This window comes from Ensifer adhaerens (assembly GCF_000697965.2).
Classification (GTDB): domain Bacteria; phylum Pseudomonadota; class Alphaproteobacteria; order Rhizobiales; family Rhizobiaceae; genus Ensifer; species Ensifer adhaerens.
In genome coordinates this window covers 1-21,112 of the sequence record NZ_CP015881.1, presented here as the reverse complement: position 1 = coordinate 21,112, position 21,112 = coordinate 1, and the positions used below count along the sequence as shown (strand labels likewise).

The 21,112-nt window shown below is 62.8% G+C and carries 20 protein-coding genes; 15 read left to right on the top strand and 5 right to left on the bottom strand.

Annotated elements, in window-relative coordinates:
* Positions 1-135 precede the first annotated feature (135 nt).
* The 3 genes from FA04_RS19865 (at position 136) to FA04_RS19855 (ending at position 4,162) form a co-directional block, all read left to right on the top strand.
* Positions 136-747 carry a glutathione S-transferase family protein gene (locus tag FA04_RS19865; protein WP_034787691.1) on the top strand — a complete coding sequence of 204 codons (612 nt, stop codon included), beginning with the start codon at positions 136-138 and terminating at the stop codon, positions 745-747.
* Between the two features lie 59 nt (positions 748-806).
* Complete coding sequence (locus FA04_RS19860; protein WP_034787694.1) at positions 807-2,873, top strand: 2Fe-2S iron-sulfur cluster-binding protein; 2,067 nt, start codon at positions 807-809, stop codon at positions 2,871-2,873.
* Between the two features lie 68 nt (positions 2,874-2,941).
* Entirely contained in the window at positions 2,942-4,162 is a 1,221-nt protein-coding gene (locus tag FA04_RS19855) for an adenylate/guanylate cyclase domain-containing protein (protein WP_034787961.1), read from the top strand.
* Between the two features lie 10 nt (positions 4,163-4,172).
* Here FA04_RS19855 and FA04_RS19850 read toward each other — a convergent pair whose 3' ends face one another.
* Positions 4,173-4,466 carry a DUF6074 family protein gene (locus FA04_RS19850; RefSeq protein WP_034787698.1) on the bottom strand — a complete coding sequence of 98 codons (294 nt, stop codon included), beginning with the start codon at positions 4,464-4,466 and terminating at the stop codon, positions 4,173-4,175.
* Positions 4,467-4,801: 335 nt separating this feature from the next.
* Here FA04_RS19850 and FA04_RS19845 point away from each other — a divergent pair, with 335 nt between their 5' ends.
* The 9 genes from FA04_RS19845 to FA04_RS19805 all read left to right on the top strand — a co-directional run bounded on the left by FA04_RS19845 (position 4,802) and on the right by FA04_RS19805 (position 14,079).
* Entirely contained in the window at positions 4,802-6,520 is a 1,719-nt protein-coding gene (locus FA04_RS19845) for an ABC transporter ATP-binding protein (RefSeq protein WP_034787702.1), read from the top strand.
* 97 nt (positions 6,521-6,617) lie between these two features.
* The gene (locus FA04_RS19840; protein ID WP_034787706.1) at positions 6,618-8,180 is read left to right on the top strand and encodes a D-aminopeptidase; all 1,563 of its coding nucleotides are present in this window, start codon (positions 6,618-6,620) and stop codon (positions 8,178-8,180) included.
* A gap of 78 nt (positions 8,181-8,258) precedes the next feature.
* Positions 8,259-9,044: a pseudouridine synthase gene (locus tag FA04_RS19835; protein ID WP_034787707.1), complete on the top strand. Its 786-nt coding sequence runs from the start codon at positions 8,259-8,261 to the stop codon at positions 9,042-9,044.
* 228 nt (positions 9,045-9,272) lie between these two features.
* The gene (locus FA04_RS19830; RefSeq protein ID WP_034787709.1) at positions 9,273-10,250 is read left to right on the top strand and encodes a tripartite tricarboxylate transporter substrate-binding protein; all 978 of its coding nucleotides are present in this window, start codon (positions 9,273-9,275) and stop codon (positions 10,248-10,250) included.
* 219 nt (positions 10,251-10,469) lie between these two features.
* Positions 10,470-10,931 carry a tripartite tricarboxylate transporter TctB family protein gene (locus FA04_RS19825; protein ID WP_034787711.1) on the top strand — a complete coding sequence of 154 codons (462 nt, stop codon included), beginning with the start codon at positions 10,470-10,472 and terminating at the stop codon, positions 10,929-10,931.
* 10 nt (positions 10,932-10,941) lie between these two features.
* Complete coding sequence (locus tag FA04_RS19820; protein ID WP_034787722.1) at positions 10,942-12,447, top strand: tripartite tricarboxylate transporter permease; 1,506 nt, start codon at positions 10,942-10,944, stop codon at positions 12,445-12,447.
* Between the two features lie 180 nt (positions 12,448-12,627).
* A complete protein-coding gene (locus FA04_RS19815) occupies positions 12,628-13,023 on the top strand; it encodes a hypothetical protein (protein ID WP_034787727.1) in 396 nt (131 codons plus the stop codon).
* 89 nt (positions 13,024-13,112) lie between these two features.
* Positions 13,113-13,808 (top strand): helix-turn-helix domain-containing protein, encoded by a 696-nt coding sequence (locus tag FA04_RS19810; RefSeq protein WP_051659109.1) that lies wholly within the window; start codon positions 13,113-13,115, stop codon positions 13,806-13,808.
* Between the two features lie 55 nt (positions 13,809-13,863).
* On the top strand, positions 13,864-14,079 hold the full coding sequence (locus FA04_RS19805) for a hypothetical protein (protein WP_034787730.1): 216 nt from the start codon (positions 13,864-13,866) through the stop codon (positions 14,077-14,079).
* A gap of 43 nt (positions 14,080-14,122) precedes the next feature.
* On the opposite strand, the gene FA04_RS19800 is transcribed toward FA04_RS19805, so the two are convergent.
* Positions 14,123-15,289, bottom strand: a complete 1,167-nt coding sequence (locus FA04_RS19800; RefSeq protein ID WP_034787733.1) for an RHE_PE00001 family protein — start codon at positions 15,287-15,289, stop codon at positions 14,123-14,125.
* A 38-nt stretch (positions 15,290-15,327) separates the two neighbouring features.
* Between FA04_RS19800 and FA04_RS35260 the strand changes: the two genes are divergently transcribed.
* Positions 15,328-15,528, top strand: coding sequence for a hypothetical protein (locus FA04_RS35260; RefSeq protein ID WP_156553041.1), 201 nt, complete (start codon positions 15,328-15,330; stop codon positions 15,526-15,528).
* Positions 15,529-16,024: 496 nt separating this feature from the next.
* Here FA04_RS35260 and repC read toward each other — a convergent pair whose 3' ends face one another.
* The 3 genes from repC to repA form a co-directional block, all read right to left on the bottom strand.
* Positions 16,025-17,293 (bottom strand): plasmid replication protein RepC, encoded by a 1,269-nt coding sequence (gene repC / locus FA04_RS19795; protein WP_034787736.1) that lies wholly within the window; start codon positions 17,291-17,293, stop codon positions 16,025-16,027.
* Positions 17,294-17,448: 155 nt separating this feature from the next.
* A complete protein-coding gene (repB, locus tag FA04_RS19790) occupies positions 17,449-18,450 on the bottom strand; it encodes a plasmid partitioning protein RepB (protein ID WP_034787738.1) in 1,002 nt (333 codons plus the stop codon).
* Positions 18,451-18,453: 3 nt separating this feature from the next.
* Entirely contained in the window at positions 18,454-19,650 is a 1,197-nt protein-coding gene (repA, locus tag FA04_RS19785; RefSeq protein WP_034787965.1) for a plasmid partitioning protein RepA, read from the bottom strand.
* A 287-nt stretch (positions 19,651-19,937) separates the two neighbouring features.
* Here repA and FA04_RS19780 point away from each other — a divergent pair, with 287 nt between their 5' ends.
* Positions 19,938-20,129: a hypothetical protein gene (locus tag FA04_RS19780; RefSeq protein ID WP_034787749.1), complete on the top strand. Its 192-nt coding sequence runs from the start codon at positions 19,938-19,940 to the stop codon at positions 20,127-20,129.
* Between the two features lie 139 nt (positions 20,130-20,268).
* The gene (hutC, locus tag FA04_RS19775) at positions 20,269-21,048 is read left to right on the top strand and encodes a histidine utilization repressor (RefSeq protein ID WP_051659117.1); all 780 of its coding nucleotides are present in this window, start codon (positions 20,269-20,271) and stop codon (positions 21,046-21,048) included.
* Positions 21,049-21,112: the final 64 nt, after the last annotated feature.

Below are 21,112 nucleotides of genomic sequence, written 5' to 3'. Positions count from 1 at the left end.
ATAATTCGGAAATCAGACTATCGAAATCGCATTCTACTGCCGAAAATTGGAAAGTCATAGATTGATCTCGAAGGTGGTTCATTCCGAACCGCCGGAGGGCCGTGACGGTTCTCAAGCTCTTCGAGGACATCTCCCATGAAACTCTACCGCCATCCGCTCTCCGGCCACTCGCACAGGGCGCAGCTTTTCCTGTCGCTGCTCGGCGTGCCGCACGAGCTGATCGACGTCGACCTCAAGGCGCGGGCACACAAGGCGCCGGAATTCCTCGCGCTCAATCCCTTCGGTCAGGTTCCGGTGCTCGACGACGAAGGCACGGTCATCGCCGACAGCAACGCCATCCTCGTCTACCTCGCCAAGAAGCTCGGCCGCATCGACTGGCTGCCGGAAGATCCGGCCTCGGCGGCGAAGGTGCAGAAATGGCTCTCGGTTGCCGCTGGCGACATCGCCTTTGGTCCGGCAGCCGCGCGTCTCGTCACGGTCTTCGGCGCCAATCTGGATGCAGAAGGGGCTATCTCCAGGGCCCACCGGGTGCTTGCACAGATCGATGCGGAGCTTGCCGGCCACGACTTCCTCGTGGGCGCAAGGCCGACCATCGCCGACGTCGCCCTCTACAGCTACGTGTCGGCAGCACCGGAAGGCAATGTCGACCTTTCCGACTACGCCCATGTTCGTGCCTGGCTTTCGCGCATCGAGCGCCTGCCCGGCTTCGTCGGCTTTGAGAAGACCGCCGTCGGCCTCGCCGCCTGATCCAAGCTCCCCGGGGCGGCAGCGCTGCCCCGGCCCCCTTCCAACCGGGACACCCGACCATGCCGGACAACGCACAGCAGAAAAAGCCGGATTCGCCGTGGCACGAAGGCGAACTCGCCATCCAGCGCAGCCTCGGCGTCGCCGAGCGCATGGATGCGACCGGGCGCAATTTCGTGCGCAGCTTCATGCCGGAGCAGCACCAGCAATTCTTCCCGATGCTGCCCTTCGCCATGTTCGGAGCCGTCGACGCGAGCGGCGATGTCTGGGCGACGATGCGCGCGGCAGCCCCCGGCTTCATGCAGGCGCCGGACGCCTGGAATCTCGATATACGGTTGCCGCGTGACAGGGATGATCCGGCCGATGCCGGCATGGAGGACGCGCACTCCATCGGCATGCTCGGCATCCAGCTCGAAACCCGGCGCAGGAACCGGTTGAACGGCGCGATCCGGCGCGATGCCGACGACGGCTTCACGCTCCGCGTCCGGCAGAGCTTCGGCAACTGCCCGCAATATATCCAGCTTCGCCAGTTCGCCTTCGTTCGCGACCCGCACCAGCCGGCCTCGGTGCGCCCGGTGCATGGTCGCGTGCTCGACGCCCGCGCCCGGGCCATCATCGCCAAGGCCGACACCTTCTTCGTCGCGTCCTACGTCGATCGCGACAGCGGCGAGCGCCAGGTCGACGTCTCGCATCGCGGCGGCAAGGCGGGTTTCGTACAGATCGGCGAGGACGGCGTGCTGACGATTCCGGACTTCTCCGGAAACCTGTTCTTCAACACGCTCGGCAATTTCATGGTCAACCCGCGCGCAGGACTGCTGTTCGTCGATTTTGCGACCGGCGACATGCTGCAGATGACCGGCAGCGCCGAGGTGATCCTGTCTTCTCCGGAGGTCGCGGCATTTCAGGGCGCCGAACGCCTGTGGCGCTTCCGGCCGGAGAAGGTCATTTATCGCGAGGACGGCCTGCCGCTTCGCTGGGCCTTCGAGGAGGGCGGCTGGTCTCCCAGTCTCAATTCCACCGGCGACTGGGATCAGGCGAAGGTCCGGCTTGAGGCCGCGGCCCTTGCCGATGCGTGGCGCCCGTTCCGGATTGCCCGCGTTGAGGACGAGAGCACGACGATCCGCTCACTCTACCTCGCGCCGGACGATGGCGTCGGGCTCATGGCCCATCAGGCCGGCCAGCACCTGCCGATCCGCATCAACGTCGGAGACGGCGAAAGACCGCTCGTCAGGAGCTATACGCTGTCCTCGGCACCGACGGATGGTCTCTACCGCATCAGCGTCAAGAAGGACGGCGTGGCTTCCCGGCACTTGCACGGACTGAAGCCTGGAGACCGGATCGAGGCGCGGGCGCCTGCCGGCAGCTTCACGATCGATGGAACCGAGCGGCGGCCCGCCGTGCTGATCGGCGCCGGCGTCGGCATCACGCCGATCCTTGCCATGCTCAAGCACATTGTCGCCGAAAGCCGCCGCAAGCGGCGCACGCGCCCGACCTGGATCTTTCAGGCCGCCCGCTCGCCGGAAGAGCGCGCCTTCGATCGGGAGATCGCCGACCTGGTCGCGGAAGGCGAGGGCAATATTCGTCTGGTGCGGGCGCTGAGCCAGCCGGCAACGGCCATCGAAAGCCAGGACTATGACATTGCCGGTCGCATCGACCTCACCCATCTCAAGGCCACCCTGCCCTTCGACGACTACGATTTCTATCTCTGCGGCCCGGCCGCCTTCACCCAGTCGCTCTATGACGGCTTGCGGGCGCTCAACATCGCCGATGCCCGCATCCATGCGGAGGCCTTCGGGCTGTCGTCGCTGACCCGGCGACCGGACGGCGGTTCTGGCCCGGTGATGGTACCGGCGGCGAACGCCCCGGTTCACGTCGTCTTTGCCAAGTCGAGCAAGGAGGCGCGCTGGCAACCGGGCGAAGGCACGCTGCTTGATCTGGCGGAGGCGCGTGGCCTGAAGCCGGAATACGGCTGCCGCAACGGCAGTTGCGGCACCTGTCGGACGCCAGTGCTGGAGGGCAGGGTGACCTACCCCTCGCAGCCCTCCTTCCCGGTCGGCGAAGGCGAAGCGCTGATCTGTTGCGCCGTGCCGGCGGAGAGCGAAACGGGCAAACTGCATCTTTCGCTCTGAGCCCTGGTTCGGCTATGGATGATGCACCACATCATCAGGCAGTCGACCTCGGCCGAGCGGGATGCGCCATGAACGACCAACAGCTACGCGATATCGTGCTCTGGCTTTCAGAACAGGGCCTGAAGGGACTGGACGAGCCGGAGCTGTTTGCCGGCTTCTGCGAGCAATGTCGGGCAGCCGGTCTCGACCTTGCCCGCGCGCTCGGGTTGATCGACACGTTGCATCCCGAATTCGAGGGGCGCGCGTTCCAGTGGAACGACGAAAGCGAGATCACGCCGGAGGTCATCCAATACGGCTCGACGACCACGGGCGAGGCGCTGCTGAACTGGCAGAATTCGATCTTCTACCACATGCTTTGCGACCGAACCGCGGAGCGCCGCATCCGGCTTTCCTCCGACGAGGGCACCACCTACAACATATTGGACAAGCTGAAAGACGAAGGCCACACCGACTGCGTCAGCATGATCCACCACTTCACCGACCAGGGCCGCGTCGGCGAGATGGACTGTTTCTATTCCTATTGGACGACGCGGAACGACGGTGGCTTCAGCGACGATGACATCGCAGCACTCCGTATCCTGCTGCCAACGCTTGCGCTGGCGGTGAAGGCAGGCTCATGCGTGAGGATCATCAGCACGCTTGCGGACGTTTATCTCGGCGCCGATGCCGGCCAGCGCGTCGTCAAAGGCAGCATTGCCCGCGGTTCGGCCGAACGCATCGAAACGGTCATGTGGTTTTCCGACCTGCGCGGCTATACGCGCATCTCCGACACCGCAGCACCCGACGAGATCATCCCGCTTCTCAACGATTATTCAGGAACCGTGATCACCGCCATTCACGACCATGGCGGCAGCGTGCTGAAGCTGATCGGCGACGGTGTTCTGGCGATCTTCAATGCCGACGATCCGGGGACCGCCTGCGCCAACGCAATCGCCGCCGAACGGCAGCTGCGCCGCATGCTTGCGGAACTCGACACCCGCCGGCAGGCCGAAGGCAAGCCGACCACCGAGGTCTATCTCGGGCTCCATATTGGCGAAGTTTTCTATGGCAATATCGGCAGCCAGACCCGCCTCGATTTCACCGTGGTCGGCCCGGCGGTCAATGAGGTGAGCCGCATTTCCTCGATGTGCCGTTCCGTCGAGCGGCACATGATCATGTCGTCTGATTTCGTCGAAGCCTGCCCGCCGGATGAACGGGTCCACGCAGTCTCGCTCGGCCGCTTTGCGCTGCGCGGCATCGCGAGGGCCAAGGAGCTGTTTACCTGGGATCCGGAATTGCCGGTGGCCTGAGACGCAGCGGCTACTGGCTCATCGCGCCTGCAGAAAGACGCGAGAGGTGGCGATGCTGCAGCTCGATCTGCACCTCGTCCTGAAAAACCAGAACCTGATGGCGCACTTCGTCTTCCGAACATCCGCAGGCAAAGAGCTCATCCGCTAGAGCGCGGCAGCGGCGGCGCCAGAATTGCAGCGCTTCGGCACCGTGCAGATCTTCAAGCTCGGCGGCAGCACTGCGAATGGCATGCAATCTCCTGACCACCGGAAACGGAACAATGGTGTTGGTTTCCGTGGCTTCCACTGATTGATTGCTTGCCATCGTCTCGTTTGCCCCCTGGACTTCGTGCGTTGACGCGAACGCACAAAGACGCCCTACGCGTAGTGATATCGAGCAATGGCTCCGCTTCCGGTGTCCCCAACAGAAGGCGATTTGCTCTGCTGATTCCATTTCTACGAAGCCTATGGTTAACGTTTCCTTCCCACCGGTGCCGAAGTGAACCGATTGCGTCTCGCAGGTGCACGAGACATCGGTCGCGTCACGTGGCCGACACGCTTTCACGCTTTTCTGGGTTGGTTTCGATCCAAAAACATGACATTAAAAATCATCTTTCTATCAGCGCCCATGGCGCCCCCGCCCCCAGTGAGTGCACGTGCATGCTGAAGCGTTTCTTCGCGTTCTACCGCCCCTATCGCGGCCTGTTCATTCTCGACTTTTCCTGCGCCGTACTATCAGGCCTGCTCGAACTCGGCTTCCCGATTGCGGTGAAGCTGTTCGTCGACCAGCTCTTGCCGAGCCAGGAATGGACACTGATCCTGCTGTCCTCCGTGGGGCTGCTGATCGTCTACCTGCTCAACACCGGCCTGATGGCAACCGTCACCTATTGGGGCCACATGCTCGGCATCAATATCGAGACGGACATGCGGCGCATGGCCTTCGATCATCTGCAGAAGCTCTCTTTCTCGTTCTTCGACAACCAGAAGACCGGCCATCTCGTCGGCCGCCTCACCAAGGATCTGGAAGAAATCGGCGAGGTCGCGCATCACGGTCCGGAGGATCTGTTCATTGCCGTCATGACCTTCATCGGTGCGCTGATCCTGATGCTGATGGTGCATTGGCAGCTGGCGCTGATTACCGCCGCCGTCGTGCCGCTGACCGCCTGGGTGACCAGCCGCTACGGCGGGCGCATGACCCGGAATTTTCGCAATCTCTACGGCCGGATCGGAGACTTCAACGCCCGTATCGAGGAGAATGTCGGTGGCATGCGCGTGGTCCAGGCCTTCGCCAACGAGGCCCATGAGCGCAGCCTGTTCGAGACCGACAACCAGAACTATCGCCGCACCAAGCTTGAGGCCTACCGTATCATGGCGGCCAGCACGTCGCTGAGCTACATGAGCATGCGGCTGACGCAGCTGATCGTGATGATTACCGGGTGCTACTTCGTGTTGACGGGCGAGCTGACCAATGGCGGCTTCGTCAGCTTCCTGCTTCTGGTCGGCGTCTTCTTCCGGCCGGTCGAGAAGATTAATTCGGTGATCGAGACCTATCCGAAGGGCATCGCCGGCTTCAAGCGCTTCCTCGAACTGATGGAAACCGAGCCCGATATCGAGGATCGTCCCGGTGCGACCGACGTCGCTGATCTCAAGGGCGACATCACCTACAGCAACGTCTCCTTCGGCTACAGCGCCGAAAAGCCGATCATCCAGAATATCGACCTCACGATCCGCGCCGGCGAGACGATCGCCTTCGTCGGCCCGTCGGGCGCCGGCAAGACGACGATCTGCTCGCTTCTGCCGCGCTTCTACGAAGTGATGGAAGGCGCAATCACTGTCGACGGCACCGATATCCGCGACATCACCCTGTCGTCGCTGCGCGGCCAGATCGGTATCGTGCAGCAGGATGTCTTCCTCTTTGCCGGCACCATTCGCGACAACATCGCCTATGGCCGGCTCGGAGCAAACGAAGCCGACATCCTGGAAGCGGCGCGGCGCGCCCGGCTCGACGGCATGATCGCCGCCCTGCCCGACGGCATGGACACGGTGATCGGCGAACGCGGCGTCAAGCTTTCCGGCGGACAGAAACAGCGACTGGCGATCGCCCGCATGTTCCTGAAAAACCCGGCGATCCTCATTCTCGACGAGGCCACCTCGGCGCTCGACACGGAAACCGAGAGAGCAATCCAGCAGTCGCTCGCCGAGCTTTCCAAGGGGCGCACGACGCTGATCATCGCGCACCGGCTGGCAACGATCCGCGATGCCGACCGCATCGTCGTGGTCGACGGCAGCGGCATTCGCGAGCAGGGACCGCATGCAACGCTGCTGGCCGCCAAGGGCGCCTACAGCCGCCTCTATCACGCCCAGGCAGGCGCCGGCTGAGGAGAGCTGTCGGCGCGGCATTGCAAGTGCCGGGAGGGGACGGTACGAACGAAGGCAGACACCGCCCTGCCCTTCGTCGGACCGATCCTTCAGCGCCATGACCACTTCCGAACTTTCCACTCTCGAACGCGCCCTAAAAGCCCTGCCCCAACACTATCCCGGTCCCGGCGGCGTCGCCGGTGTGGTCCGGGATGGTCAGGTGATCCTCAGCCACCGCTGGGGCTACGCCGACCTGACCGCCCGCAGGCCGATGACGGCGACAACCCGCGTACCGATCTGCTCGATCACCAAGCAGATGACCTGCGCCGTGCTTCTGGACGCCGTCGGCGAACCGGCAAAGCTCGACCGCGCGCTCGACGCCTACCTGCCTCTGCTCGAAGGCAAGCGCCCGACCGTGGCCCATCTCTGTCACAACCAGTCGGGGCTGCGCGACTACTGGGCGCTGACCGTGCTGCAAGGCGCCAGGCACGACGGCGCCTTCCGCCGCGAGGACGCACGGCCCCTGCTCTCCTCCGCGCGGTCGACCCATTTCGAGCCGGGCACGCGCTACTCCTATTCGAACGGCAATTTCCGCATTCTCGCCGACCTCATCGAAGCGCATACCGGGCGCTCGATGGCCGAGCTCTATCAGCGTTCCGTGTTCGGCCCGGCCGACATGCAGACCGCTGCCCTCACCGCCGATACGAGCCTGCCCCCCGACGGTATCGTCGGCTACGAGGGCAATGAGACGGCTGGCTATTTCGAGGCGGCCAACAACATCTACTGGGCGGGCGATGCCGGTGTTTCCGCTTCGCTCGACGATATGCTCGCCTGGGAATGCTTCATCGACCGGACGCGGAATGACGAAAACAGTCTCTATCGCCGCCTGTCCGTACCGCAGACCTATGCCGATGGCCGCCCGGCCCATTATGGGTTCGGCCTTGCGCATGAAAAGATCGGCGACGTCGCCATCACCGGCCATGGCGGCGCGCTGCGCGGCTTCCGCAGCCGCAGGCTCTACGCGCCCGCTGAGCGCCTTTCGGTCGTGGTGATGTTCAACCATGAAGCCGACGCCCATGCGGCGGCGACCGCATTGATGAAGGTCGCCCTTGGCCACAGCGATGCCGAGCCCGCGACAGGCACCTGGGATGCCGACGGCACCGGCAGCTATCTGGATCCGGAAACGGGCCTCGCACTCGTTACCAGGCCCGCCGGCAAATCCCGCGTCGCGCTGAACTTCGCCACGGGTGCCGAAACGCTTGCGGTCGGTCCGGATGGCAGCGCGCAGTCAGCGGCCGTTACCCTTCGCGTGGAAGGCGCCTCGCTGCACATGGAGCGCCCGCGTGAGAACCTGACGGTTCACGCCGCGCGCATCTCTGGCGCCGCCAAGCCTGATATCGCCGGCCGCTACCATGCGGCAGAACTCGACGCCCATCTCGACATCGTCTCCACCAACGGCGTCTTCTATGGTGGTTTCGACGGTTCGCTTGGCAGAGGCGCCATGCACGCCCTGCGGCCGCTCGCCGACGATGTCTGGCTGCTGCGCTGCAAACGCTCGATGGACGCGCCGGCACCGGGAGACTGGACCGTAGTCGTTTCGCGTGACGCAGAAGGCAAGGTGACGGGGCTGACGATCGGCTGCTGGCTCGCCCGGCGGATCGACTATAGCAAGATCGGCTGATGTCGAGATTGTGCCGCCGGCGATGCTCGCAGGCGGGACCATGCTGCACAAGATGACCAGCAACCGGAAGACCAGAACGTGAAACAGAAGCGACCGACAGCCGCCCGAGATACCGGCCGCCGCCCCGCGGCCGATACGGGAAAACGCGTGACGGTCGCCCGCGCCCTTTCCAAGCTTGGTTACTGCTCGCGCACGCAGGCCGAAAAGCTGGTGCTTGAAGGCCGCGTCAGCATCAACGGGCGCAAGGCGACTGACCTCACCGCATGGGTCGATGTCGACATGGACCGTCTCGCCGTCGACGGTAAGGCCGTGCTTGCCCAAGAGAAGGTCTACCTGATGCTGAACAAGCCGCGCGGGCTGGTGACGACCAGGCATGACCCGGAGGGCCGGCCGACGGTCTTCGACTGCCTGAAGAACATCGACTCCACCCATCTGTCGCCGGTCGGACGCCTCGACAAGGCGAGCGAGGGCCTTCTGCTGTTCACCAACGACACGGTGCTTGCGCAGCGGCTGCTCGATCCGGAAACCCATGTCGGCAAGGTCTATCACGTGCAACTGACCGGGCAGATCGACGACGCGCAGCTTGCGCAAATGGTCGCCGGCATCGACGAAGGCGGCGAGATGTTGCGGGCCGCCAGGGCCGAACGCCTAAGGGTGGGCGGCCGCAACATGTGGATCGAGGTGGAACTCGAAGAGGGTCGAAACCGCCAGATTCGCCGCATGCTCGATGCGCTCGGCTTCGAAGTGCTGCGGCTGCTGCGAGTTTCGATCGGGACGATCGCTCTCGGTGATTTGCCGAAGGGTGCTGCGCGTAACCTCACCGCCGACGAAATCGCCGATCTGAAGCGGCGCACCGGCCTCTAGGCCCTTCCCGCGGCGCGCAGCCAAACGCGCGATGGGTGGAAATCCACCCACGCCAGCACCGCCATGTTTCCAAATCCACCCAAAGCCGATCCAGGCTCCTGACAAATGCGTCGGATCGTGCGGACAGCCCGTTGTCTGTGCTAAGATTGCGTCCGCAAATGGGGGCATCCAGCACCGGCGTGGGAGGAAACCTTGCCGGCTGGCCATATTTCATCCGGGAGGAAGAAGATGAAAACCCTCAACGCATTGCTCGGCGCCGTTGCCGCCCTTTCCATTTTTGCCGTTTCCGCCAACGCACAGACCTACCCCGAGCGTTCGATCACCATGGTCGTGCCCTTCTCCGCCGGTGGCCCGACGGATACGGTTGCGCGCCTGGTTGCTGAATCCATGTCGAAGGACCTCGGCCAGCAGATCATCGTCGAGAACGTCGGCGGCGCCGGCGGCACGCTTGGCGCCGGTCGCGTCGCCCAGGCCGATCCGGACGGCTACACCGTGCTGCTCCATCACATCGGCATGGCAACCAGCGCGACGCTCTACCGCAAACTCGCCTATGACACGCTGAACGCCTTCGAATATGTCGGCCTCGTCACCGAAGTGCCGATGACCATCGTCGCGCGCAAGGACCTCGAGCCGACCGACCTCAAGGGTCTCGTCGAATATGTGAAGGCGAACAAGGACACGGTCACCGTCGCCAACGCCGGCATCGGCGCCGCCTCGCACCTCTGCGGCATGATGTTCATGAGCGCCATCGAAACGCCGCTGACCACCGTTCCCTACAAGGGCACCGGTCCGGCGATGACCGATCTCCTCGGCGGTCAGGTCGACATCATGTGCGACCAGACGACCAACACCACCAAGCAGATTCAGGGCGGCACGATCAAGGCTTACGCCGTCACCTCGCCCGAACGCCTGAAGGTCTTCCCGGACTTGCCGACGACCACCGAAGGTGGTCTGCCGAACCTGCAGGTTGGTATCTGGCACGGCGTCTACGCGCCGAAGGGTACGCCGGCTGAAGTGACCGAACGCCTGTCGAAGTCGCTGCAGGTGGCGCTCAAGGATCCGAACGTGGTTGCCCGCTTCGGCGAACTCGGCACCGAGCCGTCTTCGGACGCCGACGCCACCCCGGCCGCGCTGAAGACCAAGCTCGAAGGCGAGATCGCCCGCTGGAAGCCGGTGATCGAAGCGGCCGGCCAGTACGCCGACTAATCCACCGCTCATCGCGCCGCGCTCTCGAGTCATCTCGGGGCGCGGCGGTTCTGACATGGGCATGTTCCCGACGGTGTCCGGACAGGCGCCGTCAACAGCGGTTGACAGCTGTCAACGCGACGTTGCCCAATGTGCGAACCCGGCGCGAGCCGGCAATGCCAATGCGGGAGGCCGTCGACGCCTCGGCCCGGCTACCCCGCGAAAACAAATGGGGACACGATGAAATCACTCTCCTTCGATAGCACCAATGCGCTCTGCGGCGGGATCCTGACCGCGGTCGGCCTGTTCTTCGCCTGGCAGGCCTTCAACCTAGAGCTCGGCACGGCCTTCCGCATGGGGCCTGGCTATTTCCCCCTCGTGCTCGCGATCATCCTGACGCTCCTCGGCATCGTGATCCTCGTACAGTCCACCCGCGTCCAGGGGGAGCCGATCGGCGCGATTGCGCTGCGTGGCATGCTCTTCATTTTGCCGGCGCCGGTTTTCTTCGGCCTCACGGTCCGCGGCCTCGGCTTCGTCCCGGCACTGTTCTTCACGGCACTCATCGCCTGCTTTGCCTCCGGCCGCATGACGCCGCTCATGGCTTTGGCGCTCTCCGCAGCGCTGACGGCCTTCTCCGTCGCCGTGTTCAGCTATGGTCTCGGCCTGCCCTTCCAGCGCTTCGGCCCCTGGGTCCAATTCTAGGAGACGCGCAATGGATCTTTTCAACAATCTCGCGCTCGGCTTTGTGACCGCCGGTTCCCCCGCCAACCTGCTCTTCTGCCTCATCGGCGTGCTTCTCGGCACCCTGATCGGGGTCCTTCCGGGCATCGGCGCAACGGCAACCATCGCCATGCTGCTGCCGATCACCTTCCAACTCGAGCCGGTCTCCTCGCTGATCATGCTCGCCGGCATCTATTACGGCGCGCAGTATGGCGGCTCGACCACGGCGATCCTGATCAACATGCCGGGCGAATCGTCGTCAGCCGTCACCGCGATCGACGGCTACCAGATGGCCCGCAAGGGTCGGGCCGGCGCCGCCCTGGCGATCGCTGCCCTCGGCTCATTCTTTGCCGGCACCGTCTCGACCTTCCTCGTCGCGGTCTTCGCACCGCCCCTGACCGAAATCGCCCTGAAGTTCGGCGCTGCCGAATACTTCTCGTTGATGATCGTCGGCCTCGTCTCCTCGATCGCACTCGCGCACGGGTCGATCGTCAAGGCGCTGGCCATGGTCGCCCTCGGCCTCCTGCTCGGCCTCGTCGGCACCGATATCTATTCCGGCACGCCGCGCTTTACCCTCGGCATCCGGGAATATGCCGACGGCCTGAACTTCGTAGCGCTCGCCGTCGGTGTCTTCGGCATCGCCGAGATCCTGCGCAACCTTGAAAACGAACGCACCCGCGAGGTGCTGATGGCCAAGGTCACCGACCTGATGCCGACCAGGGACGACTTCAAGCGCATGTTCGCGCCGGTCGTGCGCGGCACCATCATCGGTTCGGCGCTCGGCATTCTGCCCGGTGGCGGCGCAATCCTTGCGGCCTTCGCTTCCTACACCGTGGAGAAACGCGTCTCGGACCACCCCGAAGAGTTCGGCCACGGTGCGATTGCCGGCGTCGCCGGTCCGGAAAGCGCCAACAATGCGGGCGCGCAGACCTCGTTCATTCCGCTGCTCACCCTCGGCATTCCCGCCAATCCGGTGATGGCGCTGATGATCGGCGCGATGATCATCCAGGGCATCGTGCCCGGTCCGAACGTCGCAAGCGAACAGCCCGCCCTCTTCTGGGGCATCATCGCCTCCATGTGGATCGGCAATCTGATGCTCGTGGTCCTGAATCTGCCGTTGATCGGGCTCTGGGTGAAGCTGCTCAAGATCCCCTATTACGTGCTCTTCCCGATCATCATGGCGTTCTGCTCGATCGGGGTCTACAGCGTCAACTCCAATGTCTACGACCTCTATGCCGTCGCCTTCTTCGGCCTCGTCGGCTACCTGCTGTTGAAGCTGCGCTGCGAACCCGCTCCGTTGCTGCTCGGCTTCGTGCTCGGACCGCTGCTCGAAGAAAACCTCCGCCGCGCCATGATCCTGTCGCGCGGAGACCCGACGACATTCGTCACTCGACCGATCAGCGCCATCCTGCTTCTGATCGCAGCCCTGGTGCTCGTCGTCGTGTTCCTGCCGAGTGTGAATGCCAAGCGCCACGAGGTTTTTGTCGAGGAGGATTGATCCCTGCCCGCCAATTTCGCAACAATAACAATATAATTCAATAGGTTAATCGCCGCGCCCCAATCGGAGGCGCGGCGTTCTTCTGGCTGCGGCATTCTGCCCCTGCGCGGTTTGCCACATTGAGCTTTATCAAGCCGGTCGCCAATCTCTGCCCCATCGAAACAGGAACGAGCCGGGGCGATGACACGTCGCGAGAAGATCAGATGGAACAATGCCGTGCGCATGCTTTGCGCCGCGGCGCTGTTCCTGCTTGGTTTTGCCCATCTCGGCCCTGCCCTGGCCACTCGCCTGCCGGCGGCCGAACTGGCGCTCTATGCCCTGCCCGACGGGTCCCTGCCCGATTTTTGCCAGACCGGTTTGGGTGAAGACGGCAAAGACCAGCCCGGCCATAAACATGTTTGCAGCGCCTGTCGGTTCTTCTGGGCGCTGCTGACGCCGCCGGACGGTTCTCTCAGCGAGCGCCTGGAGGCAAACCGCACACCTGCGATCCGGGTTGCGGCAGTTCGACCGGTGCCACAAGTTCACGCACCCAATGCCCGTCCGCGAGGCCCGCCACAGGTCGTCATCCGGCTTTGACCTCCGTTGACAGCTGTCAACATCCTCCTTCGACGCCCGTCGGCATCGGGGCATCACGCCTCCTTGCGTCGGTCATGCGGACGTTTTTCATGCCAGAAACCCTGATCACCACTGCCGCGCCAGCGGCTCCCCCTCGCGCGTCCTCGATAAGGCCGCCTCGCCCGGCCTCGCGTAGTCGTGTCGTCGGCGAAAACCTGACCCTGCTCTATGAGGGCGGACGCAACCGCGCGCTCTACCGTGTCGTTGACGGCTGCGTCGTGCTTTCGCAACTTCTCAACGACGGTCGCCGCCAGATCACCGACGTGCTCGGACCGGGCCGGCTCTTCGGCTTCACTATCGACGGCCGCAACATCGCCACCGCCGAAACGCTGAGTATCGCGCGCATCGAGCCTCTGGGTGACGCGGATCTCAACGCCACCAATCCGGCCGTCGCCAGCGAGTTGAAGACGACGCTTCACCGCATGCAGATCCATGCCACGCTGCTTGGTCGCAAGACCGCCAGCGAGAAAGTCGCCAGTGCGCTGGTGGAACTATCGCGCCTGTTCAATCGGACCGGCCGTAACGGCGCTGCCCGGTTGAGCTTTCATCTCCATCTCACCCGCGCCGACCTTGCGGATTGGCTTGGCCTTACCGTCGAAACGGTCAGCCGCTGTCTCAACCGTTTCAAGCGCGAGGGCCTGATCGACTTCAGCCACCCGAAGACAATGCGTGTCCTCGATCCCGAACGCCTCGAAGCGACCGCAGGCTTCACCCGACAACAGACCGGCGAGACGACACGCCCTTGAATAAAACCCGCGCCGCCTGTCCCCCCAATGCGGCCACCCACGCAAAGGAAAAACCATGATTGCGAGACTTGTCTACCACGTGCCGGTGTTCGGCTGGATGCTCAAGGAGGCCGTGCAAGGTTCACAGACGGCCAAGGTGCTGTTTCTGATCAACTGCGCGCTGCTCTGGCTGCTCGCCATCGTCGCCTTCGGTTACCCGGCGATCATCATTCCGGCATTGACGCTGGTGCCGGTGATCTTCGTTCTGTTGATCGTGATCACGATGGGCTGACGCCGATACGGTCCGGCGGCAAGCTTTCCGCGCTGCCGCCGGTTCAAAGCACGCCCCAGCCGCGGTAACGCCCGCGGCCGGTCATCTCGCGGATGCCAAGCTCGCGAACGAGGTTCAGCGCGCCGCGCGGCGTCACCCCGACATGCTTGGCGACCAAAGCCGCCGATACGATCGGCCGCGACAGAACCAGGTCGATCAAGGCCGGCAGACTGCTGTTGGAACGACGATCGCGAATGCGCATGTCCATCTGGGTCTTCGCAAGCAACAGCCGGTCGAGTTCCTTGAGACCGAGATCCGCCGTCACCGTCATCGCCTCCAGAAAGGCGCTCCAGCGGGTCAGTGGGTCCCGGGACCTCCGTCGCTCATAGCGGATGGTCTTTAGCCCGGTGTTGAACGACAGCAGGTGCGAGGTGACCTTGCCTCTGGAGCGCAGGTAAGCGCCGACCAACAATGACCCCAGCCAATGCTGACGGCGCAGAGGCTCCCTCCGCTCCCAGGCATCGAAAAGCAAGGCGGCTCCAAGACAGGGCGGCAGCTGATCAGCCGCTGCCACCATCTGGCGCCATTCGTCAAGACGCGCTTCCTCATCCCACTCTTCGTCGAAGAGCAGGCCGAGCTGTCCCAGCGGCTCGCGGGCTGTCGCTAACGCCGTCCGTTCCGCGACTTCCAGCGTGTCCTGGTCATGCGCATCGAGCAGGCGCTGCGAGCGAGCGATGGCGGCGTCGATGGCCGCGAATTCGGCCGCCATCGGATTGCTGTCGCCGTCGTCCTCCGGCTCGCCCCGCTCCGGCTCACGATCGACACCCGCCGCCTGACGTGTTTCGGCCGGCGCAAGTGAAGGGATATCGAGCTCCGGGACCGGGCTCTGTTCGCCGCTGAGTGCTGCAAGCCCCTGGGCAGAAAGGGCCCAACCAGGCTCGCCGAGCCAGATGCGGCGGCGGACTTTCAGGACCGAATGGGCGATGGTCAACTCGTGGGTCGGCGCTCGCGCGTCCATGTGTGCATCGTGCAGCACGAGATCCTCGACATGAACGAGTTCGCCGGCCACCCAAAGTGCTGCAGTCGCATCGAAGAAATGCCCGCGCTCGCGGTACCCGTCTTCGACGACATGACGGTTCGTGCGCTCATCGAGCCGCGCCAAGGCGTCTTCCGCCGAAATCATCAGCGGGATCAGCGTTGGATGGTAGGGATCGGGAGACTGGTATCGCATTTTGAAAATAAACGGTTCCTGCGGATGTGGAACGTAACATGAGAATCACTTCCCCCACAGGCAGGAGACGCTTTCTCCACCGCTTGAAGACCAGCGAGCTGCGCCGCCTGATTTCGCAAACGACGACGGCGAATATTTCTATTCAAACAGGACTTGCATGTGTCTCGGCGCACGCCAATGTGTTGACGGCTGTCAACCGTGTTGATGTCTCGTCTATCAACGCCAAACCCGGTCAGTGAGTTGAGTACCATACTCGCTGTTTCCCCCAGCCATACCGTGTTCGCAATCACGCGGCAGTGAGATCCAACTATGCTTGGTGCTTTGTCGCTTTAGTTTACCCTTTCGCGACCCAGCTTTTTGGGGGGAGGGCGCTCGGCTTTAAACCAGCAACCTGTTGCCAGCTGGCAACAGCCCGCGAGTTCGCCACCTGAACGGATTCTGCCGCTAGAACGGGCTCTAACAAGGGAGGACGCTCAATCATTCGGCTCGAGATCGAGAAATTCGAAGTCTTGTACGCTGAGTCCGCGCAACGGAACTGAACCGCTCCTTCCTTTCCAAAAGAAGGAGAAACAGCAATGTTTTCTGATGGGTGGCGAGGGTCTGAAAACAATCTCAGACGTAAGAATAACGTAGAGATGTCAACGAATCCCTGCACTTACAGTGTCCCGCATTTCAACGTCACAGACAAGCCAAAGCGTTTCCGCGAGAGGAGACGCTCATGCCCCCTGTCGCTGTTCATCCGCTCACGGCGACCACTCCGGCTTGGGCTCGCAAGCGCGCCGACAGCATCGCCGACACGGTGAATGTCTGGTTTCTCGCGCGGCGCGTCAGGTCCCGCAGATAGCCCCCGGCCGAATGAATGTGCTCGGACCGTTCAAGAAGGCAGGCGAGTACCGTTGCCGTCGTTTCGGGACCAAGCACCGTGCACGCCTCGTCGTAGGCCTCCGGGCTGACGCCGAGCATCGTCCTGACAACGGTTGCGGCTAGGAACATGTCCCGCCAGTTACCAATTCGCCCCGCTGGTCCATAGTCACGGATCTGCGGGCAGGCTTTCAGCACCACCGGCAGCGCGCCGATATGATCGTGAAGGCGAGAAAGGCCGGGCGACTTTGCACTGCCTGCAACGGTATCATCATCCGGAGTGCATGACGTCTTGGTGCCAGCCAGATCCGAAAATGCCGCTTCAGGTCTTTCACAAGCGTTTTCAGATTCAGATTGATAATCGGATTCTGAACTCTGTATGTGCCGCTCATACTGGCGTTCATTGGCAGCCGTATTCTGCGTTTTCAGCAAGTTTTCCAGGTAATTAGTCAGATTGTCGCGGAGTGCCGACAAAACGGCGAGGGCGCGCTCCACTTCGGTGATCAGCGGCTTGCGCGACAGTGCCGTGTAGACCGCCTGGCACTGCGTTTCCGCTTCTTCCGCTTGGAGGACATCGGACTGGCGCAGGAGCTCGACGAGCTTGACGACGTCGCGCCGGCAAAGGCTCAGACGTTCGCGCATCACCTGCAGGTAGCGACGATCCGCTTCCAGCCGTGCCGCTTCCGCTGCGAACTCGGACGCCCGTGCAAGCATCGGTGCGAGATCGAAGCCAAAGGCCTGGCCGATCGCGCCCTTGCGGTCACGTCGGGCGTAACGCTTGCCATTGGGACTGTCGCGCCTGAGGATGAGCCCAGCCTCGACAAGCGCCGTCAGATGCCGCCTCAGCGTCGTCTCGGCCATGCCGTGCGTACGGAGCGAAAGCTGCGCATTCGACGGAAACACGACGAGGCCGGCGGCCGGGTCGAGTTCGCTCTTTGGGTAAAAGGACAGCAGTGCGTTCAGCACCGCAAGCGAACGGTCGGAAACCCCAAGGCTTGTCTTGGCGGCACACACCGTTCGAAACAATTTCCACTTGTCGACGCTCCCGTCGTCGACGGCCGGAGCGCTGGAAAGTTGGTGTGCCAACATCCCAAGCGTCATCGACCGCCGCCCGAAGGGCGTCGTGACAATCCCACGATCCATTCTTCTTCACCTTTTCCAAGGCAAAAGAAATCCGTTCGCCGAAACGACGTTGAAAACTCTTGACACCGATTCGCGGAAATGGGATTCTCTAGTTGCTACACGAGAGAAGGGTTTCCGCAGCGCTAGTCGTTCGGAAGCCTTTTTCTTTTGCTCAGTTAGTCTCCTGTTTCCTCTTGATATTCGAGGTACAGAGATTTGAGCCTCTGCCTCACGAAATCTGCAAAGCCTGGTGCCGTCTTGCTGTTGAAGGCAAGCGTCGTCTCGACGTCCGTTTCACGGATACGCACCGGGGTTGTGTTGTCTGGCGCCAGCCATGGGATAGGCCGGGCACGCGCCCTGGAGGCGCTTAAGAAAGTGCACAAGGCGTCGAAACGCTGATCGCTGCCGGCCTTCTGGAATTCTCGGCTTTGCGTGAAGGCGGCTGCGGCCTCCGGCTTGCCATCTTGTGCGAGAAGCTCAGCGAGTTCAAACCAACGGCGCCGTCCGATCGATGGTGCCGGTCCGATGGCCTCGACCAGCGCAATCGGTAGCCGGCGAACAACAGAAATCATCTTCGACAGGGCGGCTTTGTCGACACCCAGCGCCGACATGATGATCTCACGCGAAAACCCGCGATCCTCAAGGCGGCTGCCAAAGAGCGAGCGCTCGATGAAGGAGAGGTCGGAACGGGTGTTGTTTTCCTGTCCCTGCGAGACGACCAATTGCTCGTCATTGAGATTGCGAACGACCGCACGAACACTGCTACCGATGTCGCGGGCAGCAGCCAGGCGGCGATGGCCGTAGGCGACCTGGTATCGCCCCTCGATGGTTGGATGCGGCCGGACCAGGATGGGCACCTGTTGTCCGTGCTCTCGCATCTGTTCAGCGAGGCTCAGTTGCGCGTCGGCCGCAATCCCGAGGCGATCGACGATGAAGGATGCGTCGATGAGCGCCGGATCGAGTTCGACGACCGCTTGCCCTTCGGCAAGTTGCCGCTCGAGCTCCTGGGCGCGTTCGACCTTCTGCGTGATGTTCGACAGCGACCGGGTGATGCCACCGACAGCAGTCGGGGGGCGGGCACCGGCCATCAGCCCGGCGATCGGGCGGTCGTTGCCCGGTGCGCCGTTGGCATCGTCGACGCGTTCCTCCGATATCCCGATCAGGTTCTTACGGGCCATGGATTACTTCCTCCCCCAGACCTTGCGGACCAGGTCCTCGATCTCGCCATTGACGAGGTTGAGAGAGTCCATTGCGCGGTCGTAGGTGCCGCGGACAAACTGCGAGCGCTCGACTTCATAAAGCGTTTGCTTCGTTACGCCGGCGTCGGAGATAGCTGTCGACTTCACCATGGCGTTCTGCAGCATGCGATTGCCGAAAATGGCGCGCATGAAACCGGTCATCTGGCTTTGAGGGCCGTCGTTCGGCTCAAACCGTGTTCCGAGATAGCGCATCCAGTCATAGCTGGTGCGGCCACCGGCTTTTTCGACGACGCTCATCAACTCACTCGTCATCGACAGGAACTGCGACATCGACATGACGTCGAGCATCTGCGGATGCACGGTGATCAGGACGGACGTTGCGGCACAGAGCGCCGACATGGTGAGGAAGCCGAGCTGCGGGGGGCAATCGATGACGACGATGTCGTAGAAGCTCTCGATATCGGCGAGCACATCGCCGATGCGGGCGAAGAAAAGGGTTTCTGCAGCCCCGCCCGTCATCATCGCCTTCGGCGTTTCGTGCTCGAATTCCATGAGTTCGAGATTGCCGGGAATGAGATGCAGATTGGCGGTGTAGGTCGACCGCACGATATCGGCGATCGACCGCGGGGCGTCATAGCGGATCGCGCCGTAAAGCGTCTCGCCTTCTCCGACATCCAACTCCGGTTGATGGCCGAAGAGGGCGGAAAGCGAAGCCTGCGGATCGAGATCGATCGCGAGCGTGCGGTAGCCGCGAAGTGCCAGATATTGGGCGAGGTGGGCTGAGGTCGTCGTCTTAGCCGACCCGCCCTTGAAGTTCATCACAGACAGGACCTGCAGCTTTTCATCGCCGCGCCGGTGCGGGACATATTTGCCCGACTTGCCGCCATCGTCGAGAACGCGGCGAATGCGTTCGATGTCGGAAACGGCATACATGCGCCGACCGTTTGACAAGGGCGCTGGGCCGTGGCCCTCTGAGGCCACCTGCCTCAGATAGCCTTCGCCGATTCCGATGAAGGCTGCCGCTTCGGCAGGGCTGAAGAGACGCATCTGCTTTTGCGCTTGCGGGGGGAAGATTTTCTTTTGGTGCTGCTGCAGCTGATGGGCAAGCTCCAAAGCATCGGCAGCCAGAAGCGTCGGCAGATGCTCCTGTGCGTCCTGGCTTTGAATTTTTTGCTGCAACATTGATATCCCCGAAAACTGCGCAAAAATCGTCATATCCGGACAATATGCGCAGATGCACTATGCTCCGATTCGGCGCGGTTTTACAAATGCATAGCGTTTTGACGGAGGTGCTGCCCTTGCGGTGGAAAGCGAGCTTGTGAAGCGGCCGAGTTGTCCGCGGACAACTTCCCTTCGGGCACGTTCGCGCATCTCCAATTAGAGCATAGATTTAATAGACTATTGACAGCGGATCTGATTGTGTCAGGATTGTGTTCAGTTGGCGATTGGATGCATGGAGCTTCCTGATGTTCTATCTCGGTGGAATGACCCTTGGCTATCTTGAGCCGCCCCCGCCTGTGCCGAAGGCGATGAAGACAAAGCGGCAGGCGGAAGTGGATGTCGCCTCGACGACGCTCGACAAGGCGACGTGCGAAGAGTCCGATCGTAATCAGGAATGGGCGCGCGCGTTCCTGACGCCGTGGCACCTCCTTTACTGAGGAGTGAGGCGTGGCGCCGAACTGCGCCGCCCAAGCGTTGACAGCTGTCAACGTGAAAGCCGTTTCAGCCGCCGTGGAAAAGCGCAAATCGGCGAGGGAAGGGCTGTTTCGCGGCTGCGAATTGATTAAGTTCGCTGTCATGGACACCAAGCAAGATCGATCCGTTTCAAGTGACCCGCCTGGCGATGCGGCCGACAGTCAGGGGCAGGTGCTATCGCTGCACCAGCGCATCCTCGGTGACGTCGAAGGGCGCATTCTTTCCGGGGAGTGGCCACCCGGACACCGCATCCCGTTCGAGCACGAACTGACCGAGCAATATGACTGCTCGCGCATGACGGTGAACAAGGCCCTGACCGAACTCGTCAAGCGCGGGCTGATCGAGCGGCGGCGCAAGTCGGGAAGCTACGTTACCTTTCCGCAGGTCCAGTCCGCCGTCATGGAGATCCACGACGTTAAACTCGAAGTCCAGTCGCTGGGGCTCGATTACAGCTTCCGCGTGGATGAGCGAAAAGTGCGCAAGGTCGAAAGCCGGGATCGTGAACGCCTGGATCTCCCGAGCTCGGGCAAGCTGCTGGACGTAACGTGCCGGCATTTTGCCGGCTCGCGTCCCTTTTGCTTCGAGGAGAGGTTGATCAGCCTTTCTGCGGTTCCGGAGGCCGAAGAGGAAACATTCGAGACCGCGGCGCCCGGTTCGTGGCTGCTCGGCAAGGTACCGTGGAGCACGGCCGAACACCGCATTCGTGCCGTGGCGGCCAGCAAGTCGGCAGCGCAGGCGCTCGGTATCGCCACCGGCACAGCCTGCCTCGTCATCGAGCGGCGGACCTGGAGCGGACGGGCGCCGGTCACGCATGTGCGGCTCACCTATCCCGGCGACCGCCACGAACTCGTTGCGCAGTTCGCGCCCAGCCCCATCGGCTAGTCGAAGGATCGGTTGTCCGCGGACAACCGATGAAGCAGGCCCTCGATCGGCGGTTCCGCGCCGA